The sequence below is a fragment of the Mesorhizobium sp. M1329 genome (assembly GCF_040318035.1).
In the GTDB taxonomy this organism is placed as follows: Bacteria; Pseudomonadota; Alphaproteobacteria; order Rhizobiales; family Rhizobiaceae; genus Mesorhizobium.
This window is the reverse complement of sequence record NZ_JAMYLN010000012.1, coordinates 45929-61140: the sequence shown is the minus strand read 5'-3', so window position 1 is coordinate 61140 and position 15212 is coordinate 45929. Positions and strand designations below refer to the sequence as shown.

Sequence of the window (15212 nt, the reverse complement as noted above, 5' to 3'; positions counted from 1 at the left end):
AATCCATTGCCGGCTCACGTCAGGCGCTGACGTTGCCCTTCTTTTCCTTCTGCTCGGAATAGATGTAGAGCGGCCTGGCGTTGCCTGACACCACCTCTTCCGAAATAACCACTTCGCGCACGCCTTCCAGTGCCGGCAGCTCGAACATGGTGTCGAGCAGGATCGCTTCCATGATCGACCGCAGGCCGCGCGCGCCGGTCTTGCGCTCGATGGCGCGCTTGGCGATCGCCGAGAGCGCGTTCTCGTGGAAGGTCAGGTCGACATTCTCCATCTCGAACAGCCGCTGATACTGCTTGACCAGCGCGTTCTTCGGCTCGGTCAGGATCTGGATCAGTGCCGGCTCGTCGAGATCCTCCAGCGTCGCCAGGACAGGCAGACGGCCGACGAACTCGGGAATGAGGCCGAACTTCAAGAGATCCTCAGGCTCGACCAGGCGGAAAACATCGCCGGTGCGGCGATCCTCGGGCGAAGCGACGATGGCGCCGAAACCGATCGAGGTCTTCCTGCCGCGATCCGAAATGATCTTGTCCAGGCCGGCGAAAGCGCCGCCGCAGATGAACAGGATGTTCGCAGTGTCGACCTGCAGGAATTCCTGCTGCGGATGCTTCCTGCCGCCCTGCGGCGGCACGGAGGCGACAGTGCCTTCCATGATCTTCAAAAGTGCCTGCTGCACGCCCTCGCCCGACACGTCGCGGGTGATCGAGGGGTTGTCCGACTTGCGCGAGATCTTATCGATCTCGTCGATATAGACGATGCCGCGCTGGGCGCGCTCGACGTTGTAGTCGGCCGACTGCAACAGCTTCAGGATGATGTTCTCGACATCCTCGCCGACATAGCCGGCCTCGGTTAGCGTCGTCGCGTCGGCCATGGTGAAGGGGACGTCGATGATGCGGGCCAGCGTCTGCGCCAGCAGCGTCTTGCCGCAACCGGTCGGGCCGATCAGCAGGATGTTCGACTTCGCCAGCTCGACGTCGTTGTTCTTGCCGGCATGGGCGAGGCGCTTGTAGTGGTTGTGGACGGCCACCGACAGCACGCGCTTGGCGTAGGGCTGGCCGATGACGTAGTCGTCGAGAACCTTGAGGATTTCCTGCGGGGTCGGCACGCCCTCGCGCGACTTCACCATCGAGGTCTTGTTCTCCTCGCGGATGATGTCCATGCACAGTTCGACGCATTCGTCGCAGATGAACACCGTCGGCCCGGCGATCAGCTTGCGCACTTCGTGCTGGCTTTTGCCGCAAAACGAGCAATAAAGCGTGTTCTTGGAATCACCGCTGTTGTTGCCGACCTTGCTCATTTTCCTGTCCTTTCATGGCCGCCCGCCGATGGTCTGGTTGAAAGGGCGCATATTCAATCTATCGCGGGAATCCGCTGCCGCCAGTGCCCCGGCTCCCCGCAACGCATTCCGTACGAAACACAAATCGGAAAACGGGGCAATGATTCGAACAACCCCACGCAAAGCTAAGCCGTCGAAAATCAACATAGCCTTAACGTAGGCAATTGCACCCGTCGAGGGAACAGCCAATTGTGGCCGAAATGCCGCAAGCTGCGCCAAAAGCGCGTGATCCGGCCACTCATTGCCACCGCGGGGGCGCCTCGGGCCTATAGGGCAATACCTTCGACCGGCTCACGTGACGAAATGACCTTGTCGATGAGACCGAAATCCCTGGCCTCGTCGGCAGTCATGAAATGGTCACGGTCGAGCGTTTTTTCAATCTCATCGTAGCTCTTGCCGGTGTGCTTGACGTAAACCTCGTTGAGGCGGCGCTTCAGCTTGATGATGTCCTGGGCATGGCGCTCGATGTCCGAGGCCTGGCCCTGGAAGCCCCCGGAAGGCTGGTGGACCATGATACGGGCATTCGGCGTGGCAAAGCGCATGCCCTTCTCGCCTGCGGTGAGAAGCAGCGAGCCCATCGATGCGGCCTGGCCGATGCACAGCGTCGACACGGCAGGCTTGATGAACTGCATGGTATCGTAGATCGCCATGCCCGAGGTGACGACGCCGCCGGGCGAGTTGATATAAAGGTTGATTTCCTTCTTCGGATTCTCCGCCTCGAGGAACAGCAGCTGCGCGCAGACCAGCGTCGCCATGCCGTCCTCGACCGGACCGGTGATGAAAATGATGCGCTCCTTGAGGAGCCGCGAGAAAATGTCGTAGGCCCGCTCGCCGCGATTGGTCTGTTCGACCACCATCGGAACGAGGTTCATGTAGGTTTCGACGGGGTTCTTCATGGACTATCCCTTTTTGAGGATGGGATTCCGGCGCCGGAGATTTGCAATCGGGCAGAATCGGTTCTGGATCGTTATTGTGTAAATAGGATGCCGGCTCACCCTAGCGCAAGGCCGCCTCTCCTAGCCATCCGGTTAAGTCGAATCAAGGTTTCCAAACCAGTTTCGCCTGTCGCCGTCCCGGCAGCCCCTCTCCTGCGGTGGGAAGGGGCGCTCATGCCTGGCCGTTGTTTAGCAGTTTCTTAACCGCATCGCTTAACGAAAAATAGTGAAACCGCTTTTTCCGGTCACGGCTTGCCCTACAATCCAACGTTGAACTCGCCTCACGCAGTTCAAACAGGGGGAGTGCGATGATCAGGAAAGCTGCTTCCTTGGCCCTTACCGGCATCACCGTTCTCGGCATGGCGTCCGCAACGGCCGCCGGCGGACGCGCGGTCGAATGCTACGAGCAGGTCAACCGGCCGGCCGTCTACGACACGGTCTATGAGGACGTGCTCGTCAGCCCAGCCGGCCAGCAGGTGGAATACGAGGCGCCAATCTACGGGACGCGCGAGCGCGTGGTGCAGATCGCACCGGCGCGCGTCAGCTACGAGATCGTGCCCGCCATCACCCGCACCATCTACCGCACCGTGAGGGTCGATGACGGCGGCTATTCCTGGGAATGGCGCATCATTCATGGCCGCAAGGTGCTGTGCAAGGTCAGGCACAGGGCGCGCTATGAACGCGTGGCCGAAATCGTCGTGGTTGAGCCGGAACGCCGGCGGCGCGTTGTCCTCCCCGCCGAATACGAAAGCGTCGCCGAAGAGGTGCTGGTGCGGCCGGAGCAGCGGCGCATAATCGACATTCCGGCGTCCTATCAGACAGTGGCTCGCCGTGTGGTGGTCAGGGAGCGCTCGTCGAACTGGCGGCGCGTGCATATTCCGAGGCATTGCCGATACTAGGCGCTCAGGCCGCCTCGGCCCTGAGCCATTTCTTCAGGCCGTCGACATCGCCATTGCCGACGCAGGCCGCAACCCTTCTGCCAACTGCCGCGCCGAACTTGTAGCCGTGGCCGGAGCAGGCCGAGACGACCAGGCATCTGCCTTTCCGGTGGGCCAGGAACTTCTCGTCGGCGGTGAAGGTGTAGGCGCAGGTGACCACTTCGGTGACCTTGTATTCCTCGATGCGGGCAATCGGCGGCGAAAACAGGTTGCGGATCGCCTCACCCTCGCCCGGCACCGGCTGGCGGTTCCAGTCGGCATCGCTGGTCGGCACCCTGTGCAGGCCCGAGCCGAATTTCATGCCGGCTCCACCTGTCGGCGGGATTGCATAGCCGTCGACGCTGCCGCCGATGTCGAGGACAACGGGTGCAGCCTGCCAAGCTGCTTTCAGATCCGCAGGCGGTTCGACATAGGCGAGCGCGGTGCGCCAGGTTTTCAGTTGGCCATCCAGCTCCGGGAACAGCTTTAGCACCCAGGCGCCGGCAGCGACGATGATCCGGTCGGCCTGCATCGTTTCGCCGCTCGCAAGCACGACATGTCCGGCGGCCGCGTCGATCTCGACCACCTTGCTGTTTTCGTAGACATTAGCGCCATTCGCCCGCAGCCATCGGGCGAGGCCCGAGGCGATCTTGCGGCAGTGCAACGCGCCACCGTCCGGTGAAAAATAGGCATAGCGGAACGAACCGGGCTGCAGGAACGGCCAGCGTTCGACCGCGGCGTCCGGTTCGAACAATTCGATCGGATAATTTCCGGCTTCCATGCCTTCGCGGTATTCCTCCGCCTCATCTCCCGGCTCCCGCGAAATACAGATGAAGCCGCGCGGATCGAGATGGCTTTCGCCGAGATCGGCCCACATCTCGTCCCATGCTTCGTAGGCTTCGGTGATCAGCCGGCCGTAGCCCGTTCCGGCCCGGTAGGCGCGGCGGATAATGCGATGATGGTCGCCCGACGCGGCAAGCGGATTGGAAATCGGTCCCTGCTCGACGATCGAGACGAGGTGACCGGCCTTGACCAGCGACCACGCCGTCGAAAGCCCGGCAATGCCTGCACCGACCACGATCACATTCATGAAAACTGTCCTTCCGCAACCACTTCGGGCGGCTCACCTCACGGGAGGGCAACATACGGTCTGGCACCAGACTGGCAAGCCGCGCCAATGATCTGGCATGACCGAATTGAAGCCGCCCTACCTTGCCTTTGATCCAGCTACGCGTCGCCTGCGGCTCGATCCGCACGAGCCGGCTTTTTTCCAGAATCCATACGAGGCGTATGCCTTCCTGCACGGCGCATCGAACGCCTTTGTCTGGGAAGAATTTGGTTTCTGGTGCTTTGGCGGCTTCGACGACGTCAACCGTCTGTTGCGCGATCGCCGCTTCGGCCGCCAGAACCCGGCCGGCATTCCAGACAGCCGGGGCATCGGCCAGGACCGCACGCATCTCAGCGCCTTCGACGGTGTCGAGGCCAATTCGATGCTGGAGCTGGAGGCACCGGTCCACACACGGCTCAGAACGCTGGTCAACCGCGCCTTCGTCTCGCGCCAGGTCGAGCGGCTCAGGCCGCGCGTCGAGGCGCTGGCCAATGAACTGATCGACCGTTTCGAACCAGGAGGAGTCGACCTGCTGCCGGCGTTCGCCGCTCCCTTGCCGATCACCATCATTGCGGAAATGCTCGGCGTGCCGGTCGACATGGGGCCGCAGCTGCTCGACTGGTCGCATCGGATGGTCGCCATGTACATGCATGGCCGCACCCGCGAGACGGAGGACACGGCCAATCGCGCCGCGCGCGACTTTTCCGATTTTCTGCGCGGCTACGTCGCCGAGCGGCGAAAGAGGCCGGGCGAGGATCTTCTGTCGCTGCTGATTGCGGAACAGGAGGACGGCCAGAAACTGTCGGAGGACGAACTGGTGTCCTCAGCAATCCTTTTGCTCAATGCCGGCCATGAGGCAACTGTCCACCAAACCGGCAATGCGGTGCGCTCGATCCTTGCGCAAGGCGGCGACCCACGCCGCTTCTTCGCCTCGCCGGAAGCAACAGCCGCTACAGTCGAAGAGTGCCTGCGGTACGACGCGCCACTGCACATGTTCACGCGCCACGCCTATCAGGAGGTCGAGGCCGGGCCTGGGATCATCGTTCAGCCGGGCGAGACAATCGGTCTTCTGCTCGGCATGGCCAATCACGACCCGGTGGCCTTTGCCGAGCCCTTCGCCTTCAGGCCGGACCGTGCCGACCAGAAGAACATATCGTTCGGCGCCGGCATCCATTTCTGCATCGGCGCGCCGCTCGCCCGGCTCGAACTGCAGGTGTCGCTAAAAACCTTGTTCGAGCGCTTACCGCGGCTGCATCTTGCCGAACAGCCGCGCTTGCGCGACACCTATCATTTCCATGGGCTGGAGACGCTCGCCGTGCGCTTTTGAGCATTCGGTCCTGCAGGCTCAGCCGCAGGGGTGATCAAAGCTTGATCACATACTCCTTGCGAGTCGTTTCAAGCACTTCCCAGCTGCCCTTAAAGCCCGGCCTCAGCACGAAACTGTCGCCGGCCCTGACAGTGCGCGCATCGCCGCCGTCTTCGGCGATCACCGAAACCCCTGACAGGATGTGGCAGAACTCCCATTCATCATATTCGATGCGCCATTTGCCTGGCGTCGCTTCCCAAATGCCGGCATAGAGGCCGCCGTCCTGTTCCTCGACATTCCAGGTGCGGAATTTCGGATCGCCCGAAATCAGGCGATCCGGCGCCGGTGCGCCAAGTTCCGGTTCGACGGTGTCGACGCCGACGGAAAGAAATCTCGGCGTGGTCATGGCGATCAAACCTTGGCGAGAGCCTGTTCCAGATCGGCGACGATGTCATTGACGTCCTCGATACCGACCGAAAGCCTGACCGTGTCCGGCCCTGCCCCCGCGTTGATCTTCTGCTCGTCGGAAAGCTGGCGATGCGTGGTCGATGCCGGGTGGATGACCAGCGACTTAGTGTCGCCGACATTGGCCAGGTGCGAGAACAGTTCGAGCGCCTCGACGAACTTGATGCCCGCCGCGTAGCCGCCCTTCAACCCGAAGGTGAACACCGCGCCGGCGCCGAGCGGCGAGTACTTCTTCTGCAACGCATTGTTCTTGTCGTCGGGCAGGCCGGGATAGGACACCCAGGCAACCTTGGGGTGGTTGGAGAGCCATCCGGCGACCGCCGCCGCATTGTCGCAGTGGCGCTGCATCCTGAGGGGCAAGGTTTCCAGGCCGGTCAGGATCAGGAAAGCGTTGAACGGCGAAATCGCCGCGCCGATATCGCGCAGGCCGAGCACGCGGGCAGCGATGGCGAAAGCGAAATTGCCGAAGGTTTCGTGCAGCACGAGGCCGCCATATTCGGGGCGCGGCTCCGACAGCATCGGATATTTGCCCGACTTCGACCAATCGAAGGTGCCGCCGTCGACGATGGCGCCGCCGATGGAATTGCCGTGACCGCCGATGAACTTGGTCAGCGAATGCACGACGATGTCGGCGCCATGTTCGATCGGCCGCAGCAGATAGGGCGAGGCCAGTGTGTTGTCGACGATCAGCGGCAGGCCGTGCTTGCGGGCAATGTCGCCGATCTTCTCGATGTCGACGAAGACGCCGCCCGGATTGGCCAGGCTTTCGATAAAGATCGCCTTGGTCCTGTCGTCGATCTGGCTCTCGAAGGTCGAGATGTCGTTGGTGTCGGCCCAGCGCACCTGCCAACCGAAATTCTTGAAGGCGTGGCCGAATTGGTTGATCGAGCCGCCGTAAAGCTTTGTCGCTGAAACGAAATTGTCGCCGGGCTGCATCAGATTGTGGAAGACCAGCACCTGCGCGGCATGGCCGGAGGCGACCGCAAGGCCTGCCGTGCCGCCTTCGAGTGCCGCGATGCGCTCTTCCAGCACCGCCTGGGTCGGGTTCATGATGCGGGTGTAGATGTTGCCGAACGCTTTTAGCCCGAACAGCGAGGCGGCATGGTCGGCATCGTCGAAGACGAAGGAGGTCGTCTGGTAGATCGGCGTCGCTCGCGCGCCGGTCGCCGGATCCGGTTTGGCGCCAGCATGGACGGCGAGCGTGTTGAAACCGGGCGTGCGGGCCATCGAAAACCTCCCTGAATGGTGAATGGTGAATGGTGAATGGTGAATGGTGAATGGCAAAGTCGGCCAGCCTCACCCTGATTGCAAGCGGCTCATATGCCGCCTTGCCGGCCTTCCAGAAAAATCCTTCTATTCACCATTCACTATTCGCTACCTACTTCTGGCGAACGCCGAAACTCTGGAACCCCGGGCGCATCAGCGGCTTCTTCGACGACAGCACGCCTGAATTGACGCCGGTCCAGCCGATCTCGCCCGACAGCTTGCCATATTCGATCTTGGGGCAACGGTTCATCACCACCTTGATACCGGCGGCTTCGGCGCGCGCGGCCGCCTCGTCATGGCGTATGCCAAGCTGCATCCAGATGACCTTCGGCAGCGGATCGAGCCGCAACACCTCGTCGACAATGCCCGGCACGGCAGAGGAAGCGCGAAAGACGTCGATCATGTCTACGGGCACCGGAACGTCGGCGAGCCTGGCGTAGGTCATCTGGCCGAGGATCTCCTTGCCGGCCTGGCCGGGATTGATCGGGAACACCGAAAACCCCTTGCCGAGCAGATATTTCAGCACGAAATAGCTCGGCCGCACGTCATTGGCCGACGCGCCGACCATGGCGATGGTCTTCACCGAATTGAGGATGCCGGCGATATAGGCGTTGTCGTAGGCGTCGTGATTCATGCCTCGTCCTCATACAGCGCTTCGGCGAGAAAACCATCTGGATCATTGCAAAAATTGCGCATCATGCGGAAATGGTCGGTATCGCTAAAATCGGCGGGGTCGAGCCCGGACCGGCTGATGCGGAACAGCCGCGCGCCGGGACAGGCCATCAGCAGCGGCGAATGCGTCGCCATGATCACCTGTGCCGTGCCGGACTGGTCCATCCGCCGCAGCATCTTGAGAAGTTCGATCTGCCGCGTCGGCGACAAGGCGCTTTCGGGCTCGTCCAGAATGTAAATGCCTTGCCGGCGGCAGCGCTCCTCGAAGAATCTGATGAAGCCCTCGCCATGCGACCAGGACAGGAAGTCGGGCGGCGCCTCATGTGCGTCGATGGCAGCCTGATCGAGATAGCGGGCGACCGAATAGAAGGATTCGGCGCGAAAGAACCAGCCAGCAGTGACCTTCGGCAGCCAGTGGCCGCGCAACGTTGCCGCCAGCGCCGCGCCGCTCTTGTCGATGGCGCGGGAGTGGTCGACCGGCATGTAGCCCTTGCCGCCGCCGGCTTCATCGTAGCCGGCCAGCGCGCCGATCGCTTCGAGCAATGTCGATTTGCCGGTGCCGTTCTCGCCGACGATGATGGTGATCGGCGTGGTGAATTCGAGCTCGAATTCATGACCGTGAAAGATCGGCAGGTTCCAGGGATATTTTTCCCAATCGACGACCCGGCTGGGCTCGATCAGGATGCGTTTGAGATAGGGCGCCTTCAGCCGCGTCAGTTGCTTGCGATGAGCCAGAGGGGAACCTCGTCAGGCCGGCAGCGAAATCGATCCGTCTTCCGCGATCGGAAAAGCCGGATTGTGCGCCACTTCCCAGACATGCCCGTCCGCATCGGCGAAATAGCCGTACCAGCCACCCCAGAAGGCGCGCCCGGCCGGCTTGACGATCTTGCCGCCGGCCTTCTCTGCCATCGCCAGCACTTCGTCGACTTCGGCGTCGGAGCGGGTGTTGTAGGCAAGGTAGACCGCCGACGGCGCCCTGGAGAAGGTAACGCCCGAATCCTCTTCGGCGCTTGGGCGTGGAAACAAGCCAAGAATGGCACCCCCCATCTGGAAGAAGGCAACGCCGTCGGTGATCCCGGCATGGCGGGTCAGGCCCATCGCCTCATAGAAGCGCGTCGCGCGCTCGAGATCGTCGGTGGCGATGGTGATGATGGAGATGCGCGGTTCCATATCCGCCTCCTATTCCTCCGGCCATTCCGGCTTGCGCTTGCCGATGAAGGCGCCAATGCCCTCTTCCGCATCGCGCGCCAGCATGTTCTCGACCATGACGCGCCCGGTGTAATCATAGGCCTCGGCCAGCCCCATTTCCGCCTGCTCATAGAAGGCTTCCTTGCCGATCTTGACGACCAGGGACGATTTGGACGCAACGGTTTGCGCGTATTTGGTGACAATCTGATTCAGATATTCGCGCGGCACGACGCGGTTGACCAAGCCGAATTCCTTGGCGGTTGCCGCATCGATGGTCTCGCCGGTCAAAAGCATCTCCATGGCGTGCTTGCGCGAGACGTTGCGCGACAGCGCCACCATCGGCGTTGAGCAGAACAGTCCGATATTGACGCCAGGCGTGCAGAAGGTCGCCTCGTGCGAGGCGATGGCGAGGTCGCAGCTGGCGACCAGCTGCAATCCGGCCGCCGTCGCCAGGCCGTCGACTTCGGCGATCACCGGCTTGGGATGGCGAACGATCGCCTGCATCAGTGAAGCGCAGGCGGAAAACGTCTTTTCGAAGAAGGCCCTGCCGCGATCGGCATCGGCGCGATGCGTGCTCAACTCCTTGAGGTCATGCCCGGCGCAGAACACTTTGCCGGCCGCCCCAAGGATGATGACGCGGACGGACTTGTCGGCCTTGGCGCGGTCGAGTTCCGTCGTCAGTGCCGCCATCACTGCGAGCGAAAGAGCATTGGCCGGCGGATTGGCGAGCGTCAGGCGCAGGACGCCCTTATCCAGCCGGGCGGCGACCGGCCCTTCGGCAACGGCAGGCTTGATGGCGACGATTTCGGCCATGGGTCATTCCTCCGCGATTCCGGATCGGTGATCGACTAATCTAGTATGCGGGTCTCGCTTCGTCCAACACTCCGCTTCTGCCATAATGAATGGCTGTTGCCAGAAACCGCACGCTGCGCTCAAACAGGCAGGCGCAAACGAGAGACCGCCATGCCTGCCCAAAGCAATCTCAAGCCGGTGCTGACGGCTGCTGATGTCAACGCGCTGATGGCGACCGTTTTCCCGCAACTCAACGACCAGTTCAACTTCTATGAGGCGTTGGAGGTGTTTCCAGGCGGCTGTGTCGTGCGGCTGAATGCCGACGAGCGCCATTTGCGTCCCGGCGGCACCGTCTCGGGTTCGGCGCTGTTCACGCTGGCCGACATAGGCGGCTATGTCTGCGTGCTTTCGCATGCCGGACCGGATGCGCTTTCGGTCACCACCAGTCTCAACATCAATTTCGTCCGCAAGGCCGAGACCGGGCCGATCGACGGCCATTGCCGCATCCTGAAGCTGGGCAAGAGCCTGATGGTGTTCGATATCGACATCGTCGCCGGCCCGGAAGGACACACGGTAGCGCACGCAACGGGCACCTATTCGATCCCGCCAAGGCGGATTCCGGCCTAATGCTTTCTATTGAATTTTTTTGTTGATGTGTATATATGTGCGCATAGGTGATGTTTGCTTGAGCGTGACAGCCGCAAAGTCGTGAAGCGTCTCAAGGATGATGGTTTCGAGCTGGTTTCCGTACGCGACTCGCATCACAAGTTCCGAAAGGGCGAGATCGTGGTGATCGTTCCGCATCCGGAGAAGGATCTACCAACCGGTACAGCTCGCGCCATCGCCAAACAAGCGGGCTGGATATAGGTGACCTGAAGCGTCTTGGAGGCTGAGATGAAGAACTATTTCGCGTTGGTCGATAAAGATCCCGACAGCGCGTTCGGCATTCGCTTTCCAGACATTCCCGGCTGCTTTTCAGCCGCGGACGAGGCGGAAGACATCGTACCGAATGCAGTCGAAGCGTTGCAGTTGTGGGCGGAGGACATGCCTGTTCCCGAACCGTCCAGCCATGAGGCGATCGTCGCGCTTGCGGATATACGCAAAGCACTTGCTGAAGGAGGCTATCTGGTGTCGGTACCACTCATCGACAACGACAGCGCCGTCGTGAGGGCGAATGTAACTTTCGAGCGCGGCGTCTTGCGGGCGATCGACGCTGCGGCGCGCGACCGAGGTATAACGCGATCCGCATTCCTCTCCAGCGCAGCTCGCAAGGAAATCGAGGCAAAGCACTGAGATTTGTCTGACACAGAGCCAAGTCGTGATGTGGTAAAATGATACCTTCAACTCAAGTACTTGTTTTTATTTAGCTTTATCTTCTGGCAAGCATTTCACGCGCCTTGACGCGATAACCACCCTCCCCTATAAGCCCTCACGGAACAGCGGCCCGCAAAGGCCGCCGTTTTGTTATTGGCGACGGCAAGTGCCTTTCGCCAATCCAAGCAACAAGAAACGCCTTCTTTTGAAGGTCCGAACCGAAAGCAACAATCCATGGCAACCTTTTCGCAGAAGCCTGCGGATGTGGTGAAGAAGTGGGTGCTGATCGACGCCGAGGGTCTCGTCGTCGGCCGTCTCGCCACTGTCATCGCCAATCATCTTCGCGGCAAGCACAAGCCCACCTTCACCCCGCATGTCGACGACGGCGACAACGTCATCGTCATCAATGCCGACAAGGTGGTGTTCACCGGCAAGAAGTTCACCGACAAGGTCTATTACTGGCACACCGGCCACCCCGGCGGCGTCAAGGAGCGCACCGCGCGCCAGCTGCTCGAGGGTCGTTTCCCCGAGCGTGTCGTCGAGAAGGCCGTCGAACGCATGATCCCGCGTGGCCCACTCGGCCGTCGCCAGATGAAGAATCTCCGCGTCTATGCAGGCACGGAACATCCGCATGTCGCCCAGCAGCCCGTCGTCCTCGACGTGGCCAAGCTGAACGCCAAGAACAAGAAGGTTTCGTAAGATGGCTGAGCTTTCCTCGCTCGCAGAACTCGGAACTGCCACCGGCAATACCAACACCCAGCCGGCAGCACCCGTCCATGTCCAGAAGCTCGACAAATCGGGCCGCGCCTATGCCACCGGCAAGCGCAAGAACGCCATCGCTCGTGTCTGGGTGAAGCCCGGCTCCGGCAAGATCGTCGTCAACGACAAGGTGTTCGCCGAATATTTCGCGCGCCCGGTCCTGCAGATGATCCTCAACCAGCCGATCATCGCCGCCAATCGCGCCGGCCAGTACGATATCGTCGCCACCGTCATCGGCGGCGGCCTTTCCGGCCAGGCCGGTGCCGTGCGCCACGGCATCTCCAAGGCGCTGACCTATTACGAGCCGGCGCTGCGCGCCGTACTCAAGAAGGGCGGCTTCCTGACCCGCGACAGCCGCGTCGTCGAGCGCAAGAAGTACGGCAAGGCGAAGGCCCGCCGGAGCTTCCAGTTCTCGAAGCGCTAAATACCCTATTTTCTATCGATTTTTTCAAAGGGGCTGCGTACTCGCAGCCCCTTTTGTTTGTCGACATAGCAATCCCGCATCTTCAGGTGACCCAACGTAATATTAGTAGTATCTTAATTACAGGCGCGTTCCAGACCCCAGGGCAGCAGCCAACTTCAAAGAGCGGGAGCTGTGCACGTTGCGACGCGCCGGCAACCTGACGCTCGCGAAGGAGGAGGCAATGCGCATCCATTCCAGCAGTGTATTTCTAGCAGCTGTCGCCGTGACTTGGGCATTCGCCGCGCCTGCGGCCGATAAAAGCGACGAGCAGCTGATCGAGAATGCGACTACAGCGGCACCGGAGGCTGTCGGCAAAAACGCCGCCGTCGTGAATTGGGAGATGAAGACGTTGAGGAAGGGCACCAACGGCTTCACTTGCATCCCGGACGACCCTGGCACTCCCGCAGACGACCCAATGTGCACGGATGAGAATGGAATGGCGTGGATGCACGCGATCATGTCCAAGAAGGAGCCGCCAGCAGGAAAGGTTGCCTTCGCCTATATGCTGAAGGGAGGCGATGCGGCCAGCAATACCGATCCCTTTGCAACCAAGCCGCCGGAAGGGGCCGAATGGCTGCATGACGGTCCGCACGTGATGGTCATGAATGCACCGGACTTGATGGCGTTGTATCCCCACGAGCCGAATCCGACGCAGCCATATGTCATGTTCCCCGGTACGCCGTACGCGCACCTGATGATCCCGGTCAAATAGTCCAAGCAAGACCTGCCGCGAAGCATAGCGGGAGGTCACCTGAGGGAAGGGAGCCGCGCTTATTTTCGGGCGCGGCTCTCCCAGATATCAGGGCTGGCCGGCCGATACCTTGATGAAATCGATAAACGCCCGCAGCGGCGCCGGTACGAGGCGCCGGCCAGGATAATAAAGGAACGGCCCGGAGAAGCTCTGCCACCACGGCTCAAGCACCGGTTCGAGCGCCCCGCTCTCGAAGTGAGGGCGCAGCCAATCCTCAAACAGGCTGACGATGCCTGTGCCGGCGATGGCTGCATCGACCTTGAGGTCGGTCGCCCCGCCCAGGGTCACGAGAAGCGGCCCACTTGGGTCGACCCGCACCACCTCGCCGTCGCGCTCGAATTCCCACGGCGGCATTGCACGGTTGGCAAAGCGGCCACGCAGGCAGGCGTGGCCGAGCAGGTCGCTCGGGTGTTGCGGCCGGCCATGACGATCCAGGTAGGCCGGGCTGGCGGCGGTGGCGAAGCGCTGCACGCGCGGTCCGATCGGCACGGCGATCATGTCCTGCTCCAGCCGCTCCTCATAGCGAATGCCGGCGTCACACCCCGCCGCCAGCACATCGACGAAGCTCTCCTCTGAGATCACCTCCAACCGGATGCCTGGATAGGCGGCGAGAAAAGGCGGAACGATGCCGGGCAGCACCAGCCGCGCCGCGCTGACCGGCACATTGAGGCGCAACGTACCTGCCGGCCTGTCGCGAAAGCCGTTCACCACGTCGAGGGCCGACTCCACCTCGGTCAAGGCAGGACCGAGCCGCGCCAACAGGCCTTCGCCGGCTTCCGTCAGGACAACGCTGCGGGTCGTCCGGTTGAGCAGCCTGACACCGAGCTGCGTCTCCAGGCGCCGCACCGCCTCGCTCAAGCCGGACGCACTGCCGCCGCTCATGCGCGCCGCATCGCGAAAACCGCTGGCGCGCGCTACGGTCACGAAGGCGTTCAGATCTCCAAGGTCGATTTTCATTGTTCGCTATTCCGTACAGCCCGTGCAGATTGTACCCAATTATCATGAGATCGGACAGCGTGTATCTGTGCATCATCCCAGAAGGAGCAAAGATCATGTCCAGCATCGACAAGTCAGGCACATTCACTCTCGGCGACCGCACCGTGAAGCGGCTCGGCTACGGCGCCATGCAACTCGCAGGGCCGGGCGTTTTCGGTCCGCCCAAGGACCGTCACGTGGCATTGGCCGTGCTGCGCGAAGCCGTCGCGCAAGGTGTCGATCACATCGATACCAGCGATTTCTATGGTCCGCATGTCACCAACCGGCTGATCCGAGAGGCGCTCGCGCCCTATTCCGACGACCTCACAATCGTCACCAAGATTGGTGCCCGGCGCGGCGCGGACGGCTCGTGGATCCCGGCCTTCTCGCCCGAAGAATTGACCCAGGCGGTGCACGACAATTTGCGCAATCTCGGGCTCGACGTGCTGGATGTGGTCAACCTCAGAATCACATTCGACGTGCATGGCCCCGCCGAAGGATCGATCGAGGCGCAGCTCGCCGTTCTGGCCGAGCTTCAGCGGCAGGGCCTGGTGCGTCACATCGGGCTGAGCAACGTCACCGCTGCGCAGATCGCGGAAGCGCGGCGGATGGTCGAAATCGTCTGCGTGCAGAACCAGTACAATCTGGCGCACCGGGGCGACGATGCCCTGATCGACAAACTTGGCCGTGACGGCATCGCCTATGTGCCGTTCTTCCCGCTTGGCGGTTTCAACCCGTTGCAGTCGTCGACCTTGTCGAATGTCGCGGCGCGCCTCGGCGCCACGCCAATGCAGGTCGCACTCGCCTGGCTGCTGCAGCGTGCGCCCAACATCCTGCTGATCCCGGGCACGTCTTCCGTCGCGCATCTCAGGGAGAACCTCGCCGCGGGCGATCTCGCGCTGCCGGAAGATGCGCTCGAGGAATTGGACGGTATCGGCGGCAATGTCCCCGCTCACGCGTAGCGTGGC

The 15212-nt window shown here is 61.8% G+C and carries 19 protein-coding genes; 9 read left to right on the top strand and 10 right to left on the bottom strand.

Annotation, left to right across the window (positions count from 1 at the left end; genetic code table 11):
* Positions 1-19: 19 nt before the first annotated feature.
* Positions 20-1294 (bottom strand): ATP-dependent Clp protease ATP-binding subunit ClpX, encoded by a 1275-nt coding sequence (gene clpX / locus NKH21_RS14545; protein ID WP_006332719.1) that lies wholly within the window; start codon positions 1292-1294, stop codon positions 20-22.
* A 305-nt stretch (positions 1295-1599) separates the two neighbouring features.
* A complete protein-coding gene (clpP, locus tag NKH21_RS14540; RefSeq protein WP_352516802.1) occupies positions 1600-2229 on the bottom strand; it encodes an ATP-dependent Clp endopeptidase proteolytic subunit ClpP in 630 nt (209 codons plus the stop codon).
* Positions 2230-2576: 347 nt separating this feature from the next.
* Here clpP and NKH21_RS14535 point away from each other — a divergent pair, with 347 nt between their 5' ends.
* Positions 2577-3167 carry a hypothetical protein gene (locus NKH21_RS14535; RefSeq protein ID WP_352865697.1) on the top strand — a complete coding sequence of 197 codons (591 nt, stop codon included), beginning with the start codon at positions 2577-2579 and terminating at the stop codon, positions 3165-3167.
* 4 nt (positions 3168-3171) lie between these two features.
* Here NKH21_RS14535 and NKH21_RS14530 read toward each other — a convergent pair whose 3' ends face one another.
* Positions 3172-4275, bottom strand: a complete 1104-nt coding sequence (locus NKH21_RS14530) for an NAD(P)/FAD-dependent oxidoreductase (RefSeq protein WP_352865694.1) — start codon at positions 4273-4275, stop codon at positions 3172-3174.
* A gap of 97 nt (positions 4276-4372) precedes the next feature.
* On the opposite strand from NKH21_RS14530, the gene NKH21_RS14525 reads away from it, so the two are divergent.
* Positions 4373-5620: a cytochrome P450 gene (locus tag NKH21_RS14525; RefSeq protein ID WP_352865692.1), complete on the top strand. Its 1248-nt coding sequence runs from the start codon at positions 4373-4375 to the stop codon at positions 5618-5620.
* Between the two features lie 34 nt (positions 5621-5654).
* Here the strand turns inward: NKH21_RS14525 and NKH21_RS14520 are convergent, their stop codons facing one another.
* The 6 genes from NKH21_RS14520 to NKH21_RS14495 form a co-directional block, all read right to left on the bottom strand.
* A complete protein-coding gene (locus NKH21_RS14520) occupies positions 5655-6005 on the bottom strand; it encodes a cupin domain-containing protein (RefSeq protein ID WP_352865689.1) in 351 nt (116 codons plus the stop codon).
* Between the two features lie 5 nt (positions 6006-6010).
* Entirely contained in the window at positions 6011-7291 is a 1281-nt protein-coding gene (locus NKH21_RS14515) for an O-acetylhomoserine aminocarboxypropyltransferase (protein WP_352662687.1), read from the bottom strand.
* A 151-nt stretch (positions 7292-7442) separates the two neighbouring features.
* Positions 7443-7964: a CoA-binding protein gene (locus NKH21_RS14510; protein WP_352865686.1), complete on the bottom strand. Its 522-nt coding sequence runs from the start codon at positions 7962-7964 to the stop codon at positions 7443-7445.
* The gene (locus NKH21_RS14505; RefSeq protein WP_352663353.1) at positions 7961-8737 is read right to left on the bottom strand and encodes an AAA family ATPase; all 777 of its coding nucleotides are present in this window, start codon (positions 8735-8737) and stop codon (positions 7961-7963) included. Before NKH21_RS14505 ends, NKH21_RS14510 begins: the two co-directional genes overlap by 4 nt.
* Positions 8738-8749: 12 nt before the next feature.
* Positions 8750-9172, bottom strand: a complete 423-nt coding sequence (locus NKH21_RS14500; protein ID WP_352865684.1) for a VOC family protein — start codon at positions 9170-9172, stop codon at positions 8750-8752.
* Between the two features lie 9 nt (positions 9173-9181).
* The gene (locus tag NKH21_RS14495; RefSeq protein WP_352662695.1) at positions 9182-10003 is read right to left on the bottom strand and encodes an enoyl-CoA hydratase; all 822 of its coding nucleotides are present in this window, start codon (positions 10001-10003) and stop codon (positions 9182-9184) included.
* Positions 10004-10153: 150 nt separating this feature from the next.
* Between NKH21_RS14495 and NKH21_RS14490 the strand changes: the two genes are divergently transcribed.
* The 6 genes from NKH21_RS14490 to NKH21_RS14465 all read left to right on the top strand — a co-directional run bounded on the left by NKH21_RS14490 (position 10154) and on the right by NKH21_RS14465 (position 13230).
* Positions 10154-10609 carry a PaaI family thioesterase gene (locus tag NKH21_RS14490; RefSeq protein ID WP_352865682.1) on the top strand — a complete coding sequence of 152 codons (456 nt, stop codon included), beginning with the start codon at positions 10154-10156 and terminating at the stop codon, positions 10607-10609.
* 54 nt (positions 10610-10663) lie between these two features.
* Positions 10664-10849 (top strand): type II toxin-antitoxin system HicA family toxin, encoded by a 186-nt coding sequence (locus NKH21_RS14485; protein WP_352865680.1) that lies wholly within the window; start codon positions 10664-10666, stop codon positions 10847-10849.
* 27 nt (positions 10850-10876) lie between these two features.
* Positions 10877-11275 carry a type II toxin-antitoxin system HicB family antitoxin gene (locus tag NKH21_RS14480; protein ID WP_292654201.1) on the top strand — a complete coding sequence of 133 codons (399 nt, stop codon included), beginning with the start codon at positions 10877-10879 and terminating at the stop codon, positions 11273-11275.
* Between the two features lie 255 nt (positions 11276-11530).
* Entirely contained in the window at positions 11531-11995 is a 465-nt protein-coding gene (gene rplM, locus NKH21_RS14475) for a 50S ribosomal protein L13 (RefSeq protein WP_023674645.1), read from the top strand.
* A 1-nt stretch (position 11996) separates the two neighbouring features.
* Positions 11997-12479 (top strand): 30S ribosomal protein S9, encoded by a 483-nt coding sequence (gene rpsI / locus NKH21_RS14470; RefSeq protein WP_023717316.1) that lies wholly within the window; start codon positions 11997-11999, stop codon positions 12477-12479.
* A 220-nt stretch (positions 12480-12699) separates the two neighbouring features.
* Positions 12700-13230 carry a hypothetical protein gene (locus tag NKH21_RS14465; protein WP_352865677.1) on the top strand — a complete coding sequence of 177 codons (531 nt, stop codon included), beginning with the start codon at positions 12700-12702 and terminating at the stop codon, positions 13228-13230.
* Positions 13231-13317: 87 nt separating this feature from the next.
* On the opposite strand, the gene NKH21_RS14460 is transcribed toward NKH21_RS14465, so the two are convergent.
* Positions 13318-14226: a LysR family transcriptional regulator gene (locus NKH21_RS14460; protein WP_352865675.1), complete on the bottom strand. Its 909-nt coding sequence runs from the start codon at positions 14224-14226 to the stop codon at positions 13318-13320.
* A 95-nt stretch (positions 14227-14321) separates the two neighbouring features.
* On the opposite strand from NKH21_RS14460, the gene NKH21_RS14455 reads away from it, so the two are divergent.
* A complete protein-coding gene (locus NKH21_RS14455) occupies positions 14322-15206 on the top strand; it encodes an aldo/keto reductase family oxidoreductase (RefSeq protein ID WP_352865673.1) in 885 nt (294 codons plus the stop codon).
* Positions 15207-15212 lie beyond the last annotated feature (6 nt).

What these genes read in the sequence shown, in the direction of transcription:
- clpX (WP_006332719.1), bottom strand. Translation starts at nt 1,294, where the DNA reads ATGAGCAAGGTCGGCAACAACAGCGGTGATTCCAAGAACACGCTTTAT.
- clpP (WP_352516802.1), bottom strand. Translation starts at nt 2,229, where the DNA reads ATGAAGAACCCCGTCGAAACCTACATGAACCTCGTTCCGATGGTGGTC.
- NKH21_RS14535 (WP_352865697.1), top strand. Translation starts at nt 2,577, where the DNA reads ATGATCAGGAAAGCTGCTTCCTTGGCCCTTACCGGCATCACCGTTCTC.
- NKH21_RS14530 (WP_352865694.1), bottom strand. Translation starts at nt 4,275, where the DNA reads ATGAATGTGATCGTGGTCGGTGCAGGCATTGCCGGGCTTTCGACGGCG.
- NKH21_RS14525 (WP_352865692.1), top strand. Translation starts at nt 4,373, where the DNA reads ATGACCGAATTGAAGCCGCCCTACCTTGCCTTTGATCCAGCTACGCGT.
- NKH21_RS14520 (WP_352865689.1), bottom strand. Translation starts at nt 6,005, where the DNA reads ATGACCACGCCGAGATTTCTTTCCGTCGGCGTCGACACCGTCGAACCG.
- NKH21_RS14515 (WP_352662687.1), bottom strand. Translation starts at nt 7,291, where the DNA reads ATGGCCCGCACGCCCGGTTTCAACACGCTCGCCGTCCATGCTGGCGCC.
- NKH21_RS14510 (WP_352865686.1), bottom strand. Translation starts at nt 7,964, where the DNA reads ATGAATCACGACGCCTACGACAACGCCTATATCGCCGGCATCCTCAAT.
- NKH21_RS14500 (WP_352865684.1), bottom strand. Translation starts at nt 9,172, where the DNA reads ATGGAACCGCGCATCTCCATCATCACCATCGCCACCGACGATCTCGAG.
- NKH21_RS14495 (WP_352662695.1), bottom strand. Translation starts at nt 10,003, where the DNA reads ATGGCCGAAATCGTCGCCATCAAGCCTGCCGTTGCCGAAGGGCCGGTC.
- NKH21_RS14490 (WP_352865682.1), top strand. Translation starts at nt 10,154, where the DNA reads ATGCCTGCCCAAAGCAATCTCAAGCCGGTGCTGACGGCTGCTGATGTC.
- NKH21_RS14480 (WP_292654201.1), top strand. Translation starts at nt 10,877, where the DNA reads ATGAAGAACTATTTCGCGTTGGTCGATAAAGATCCCGACAGCGCGTTC.
- rplM (WP_023674645.1), top strand. Translation starts at nt 11,531, where the DNA reads ATGGCAACCTTTTCGCAGAAGCCTGCGGATGTGGTGAAGAAGTGGGTG.
- rpsI (WP_023717316.1), top strand. Translation starts at nt 11,997, where the DNA reads ATGGCTGAGCTTTCCTCGCTCGCAGAACTCGGAACTGCCACCGGCAAT.
- NKH21_RS14465 (WP_352865677.1), top strand. Translation starts at nt 12,700, where the DNA reads ATGCGCATCCATTCCAGCAGTGTATTTCTAGCAGCTGTCGCCGTGACT.
- NKH21_RS14460 (WP_352865675.1), bottom strand. Translation starts at nt 14,226, where the DNA reads ATGAAAATCGACCTTGGAGATCTGAACGCCTTCGTGACCGTAGCGCGC.
- NKH21_RS14455 (WP_352865673.1), top strand. Translation starts at nt 14,322, where the DNA reads ATGTCCAGCATCGACAAGTCAGGCACATTCACTCTCGGCGACCGCACC.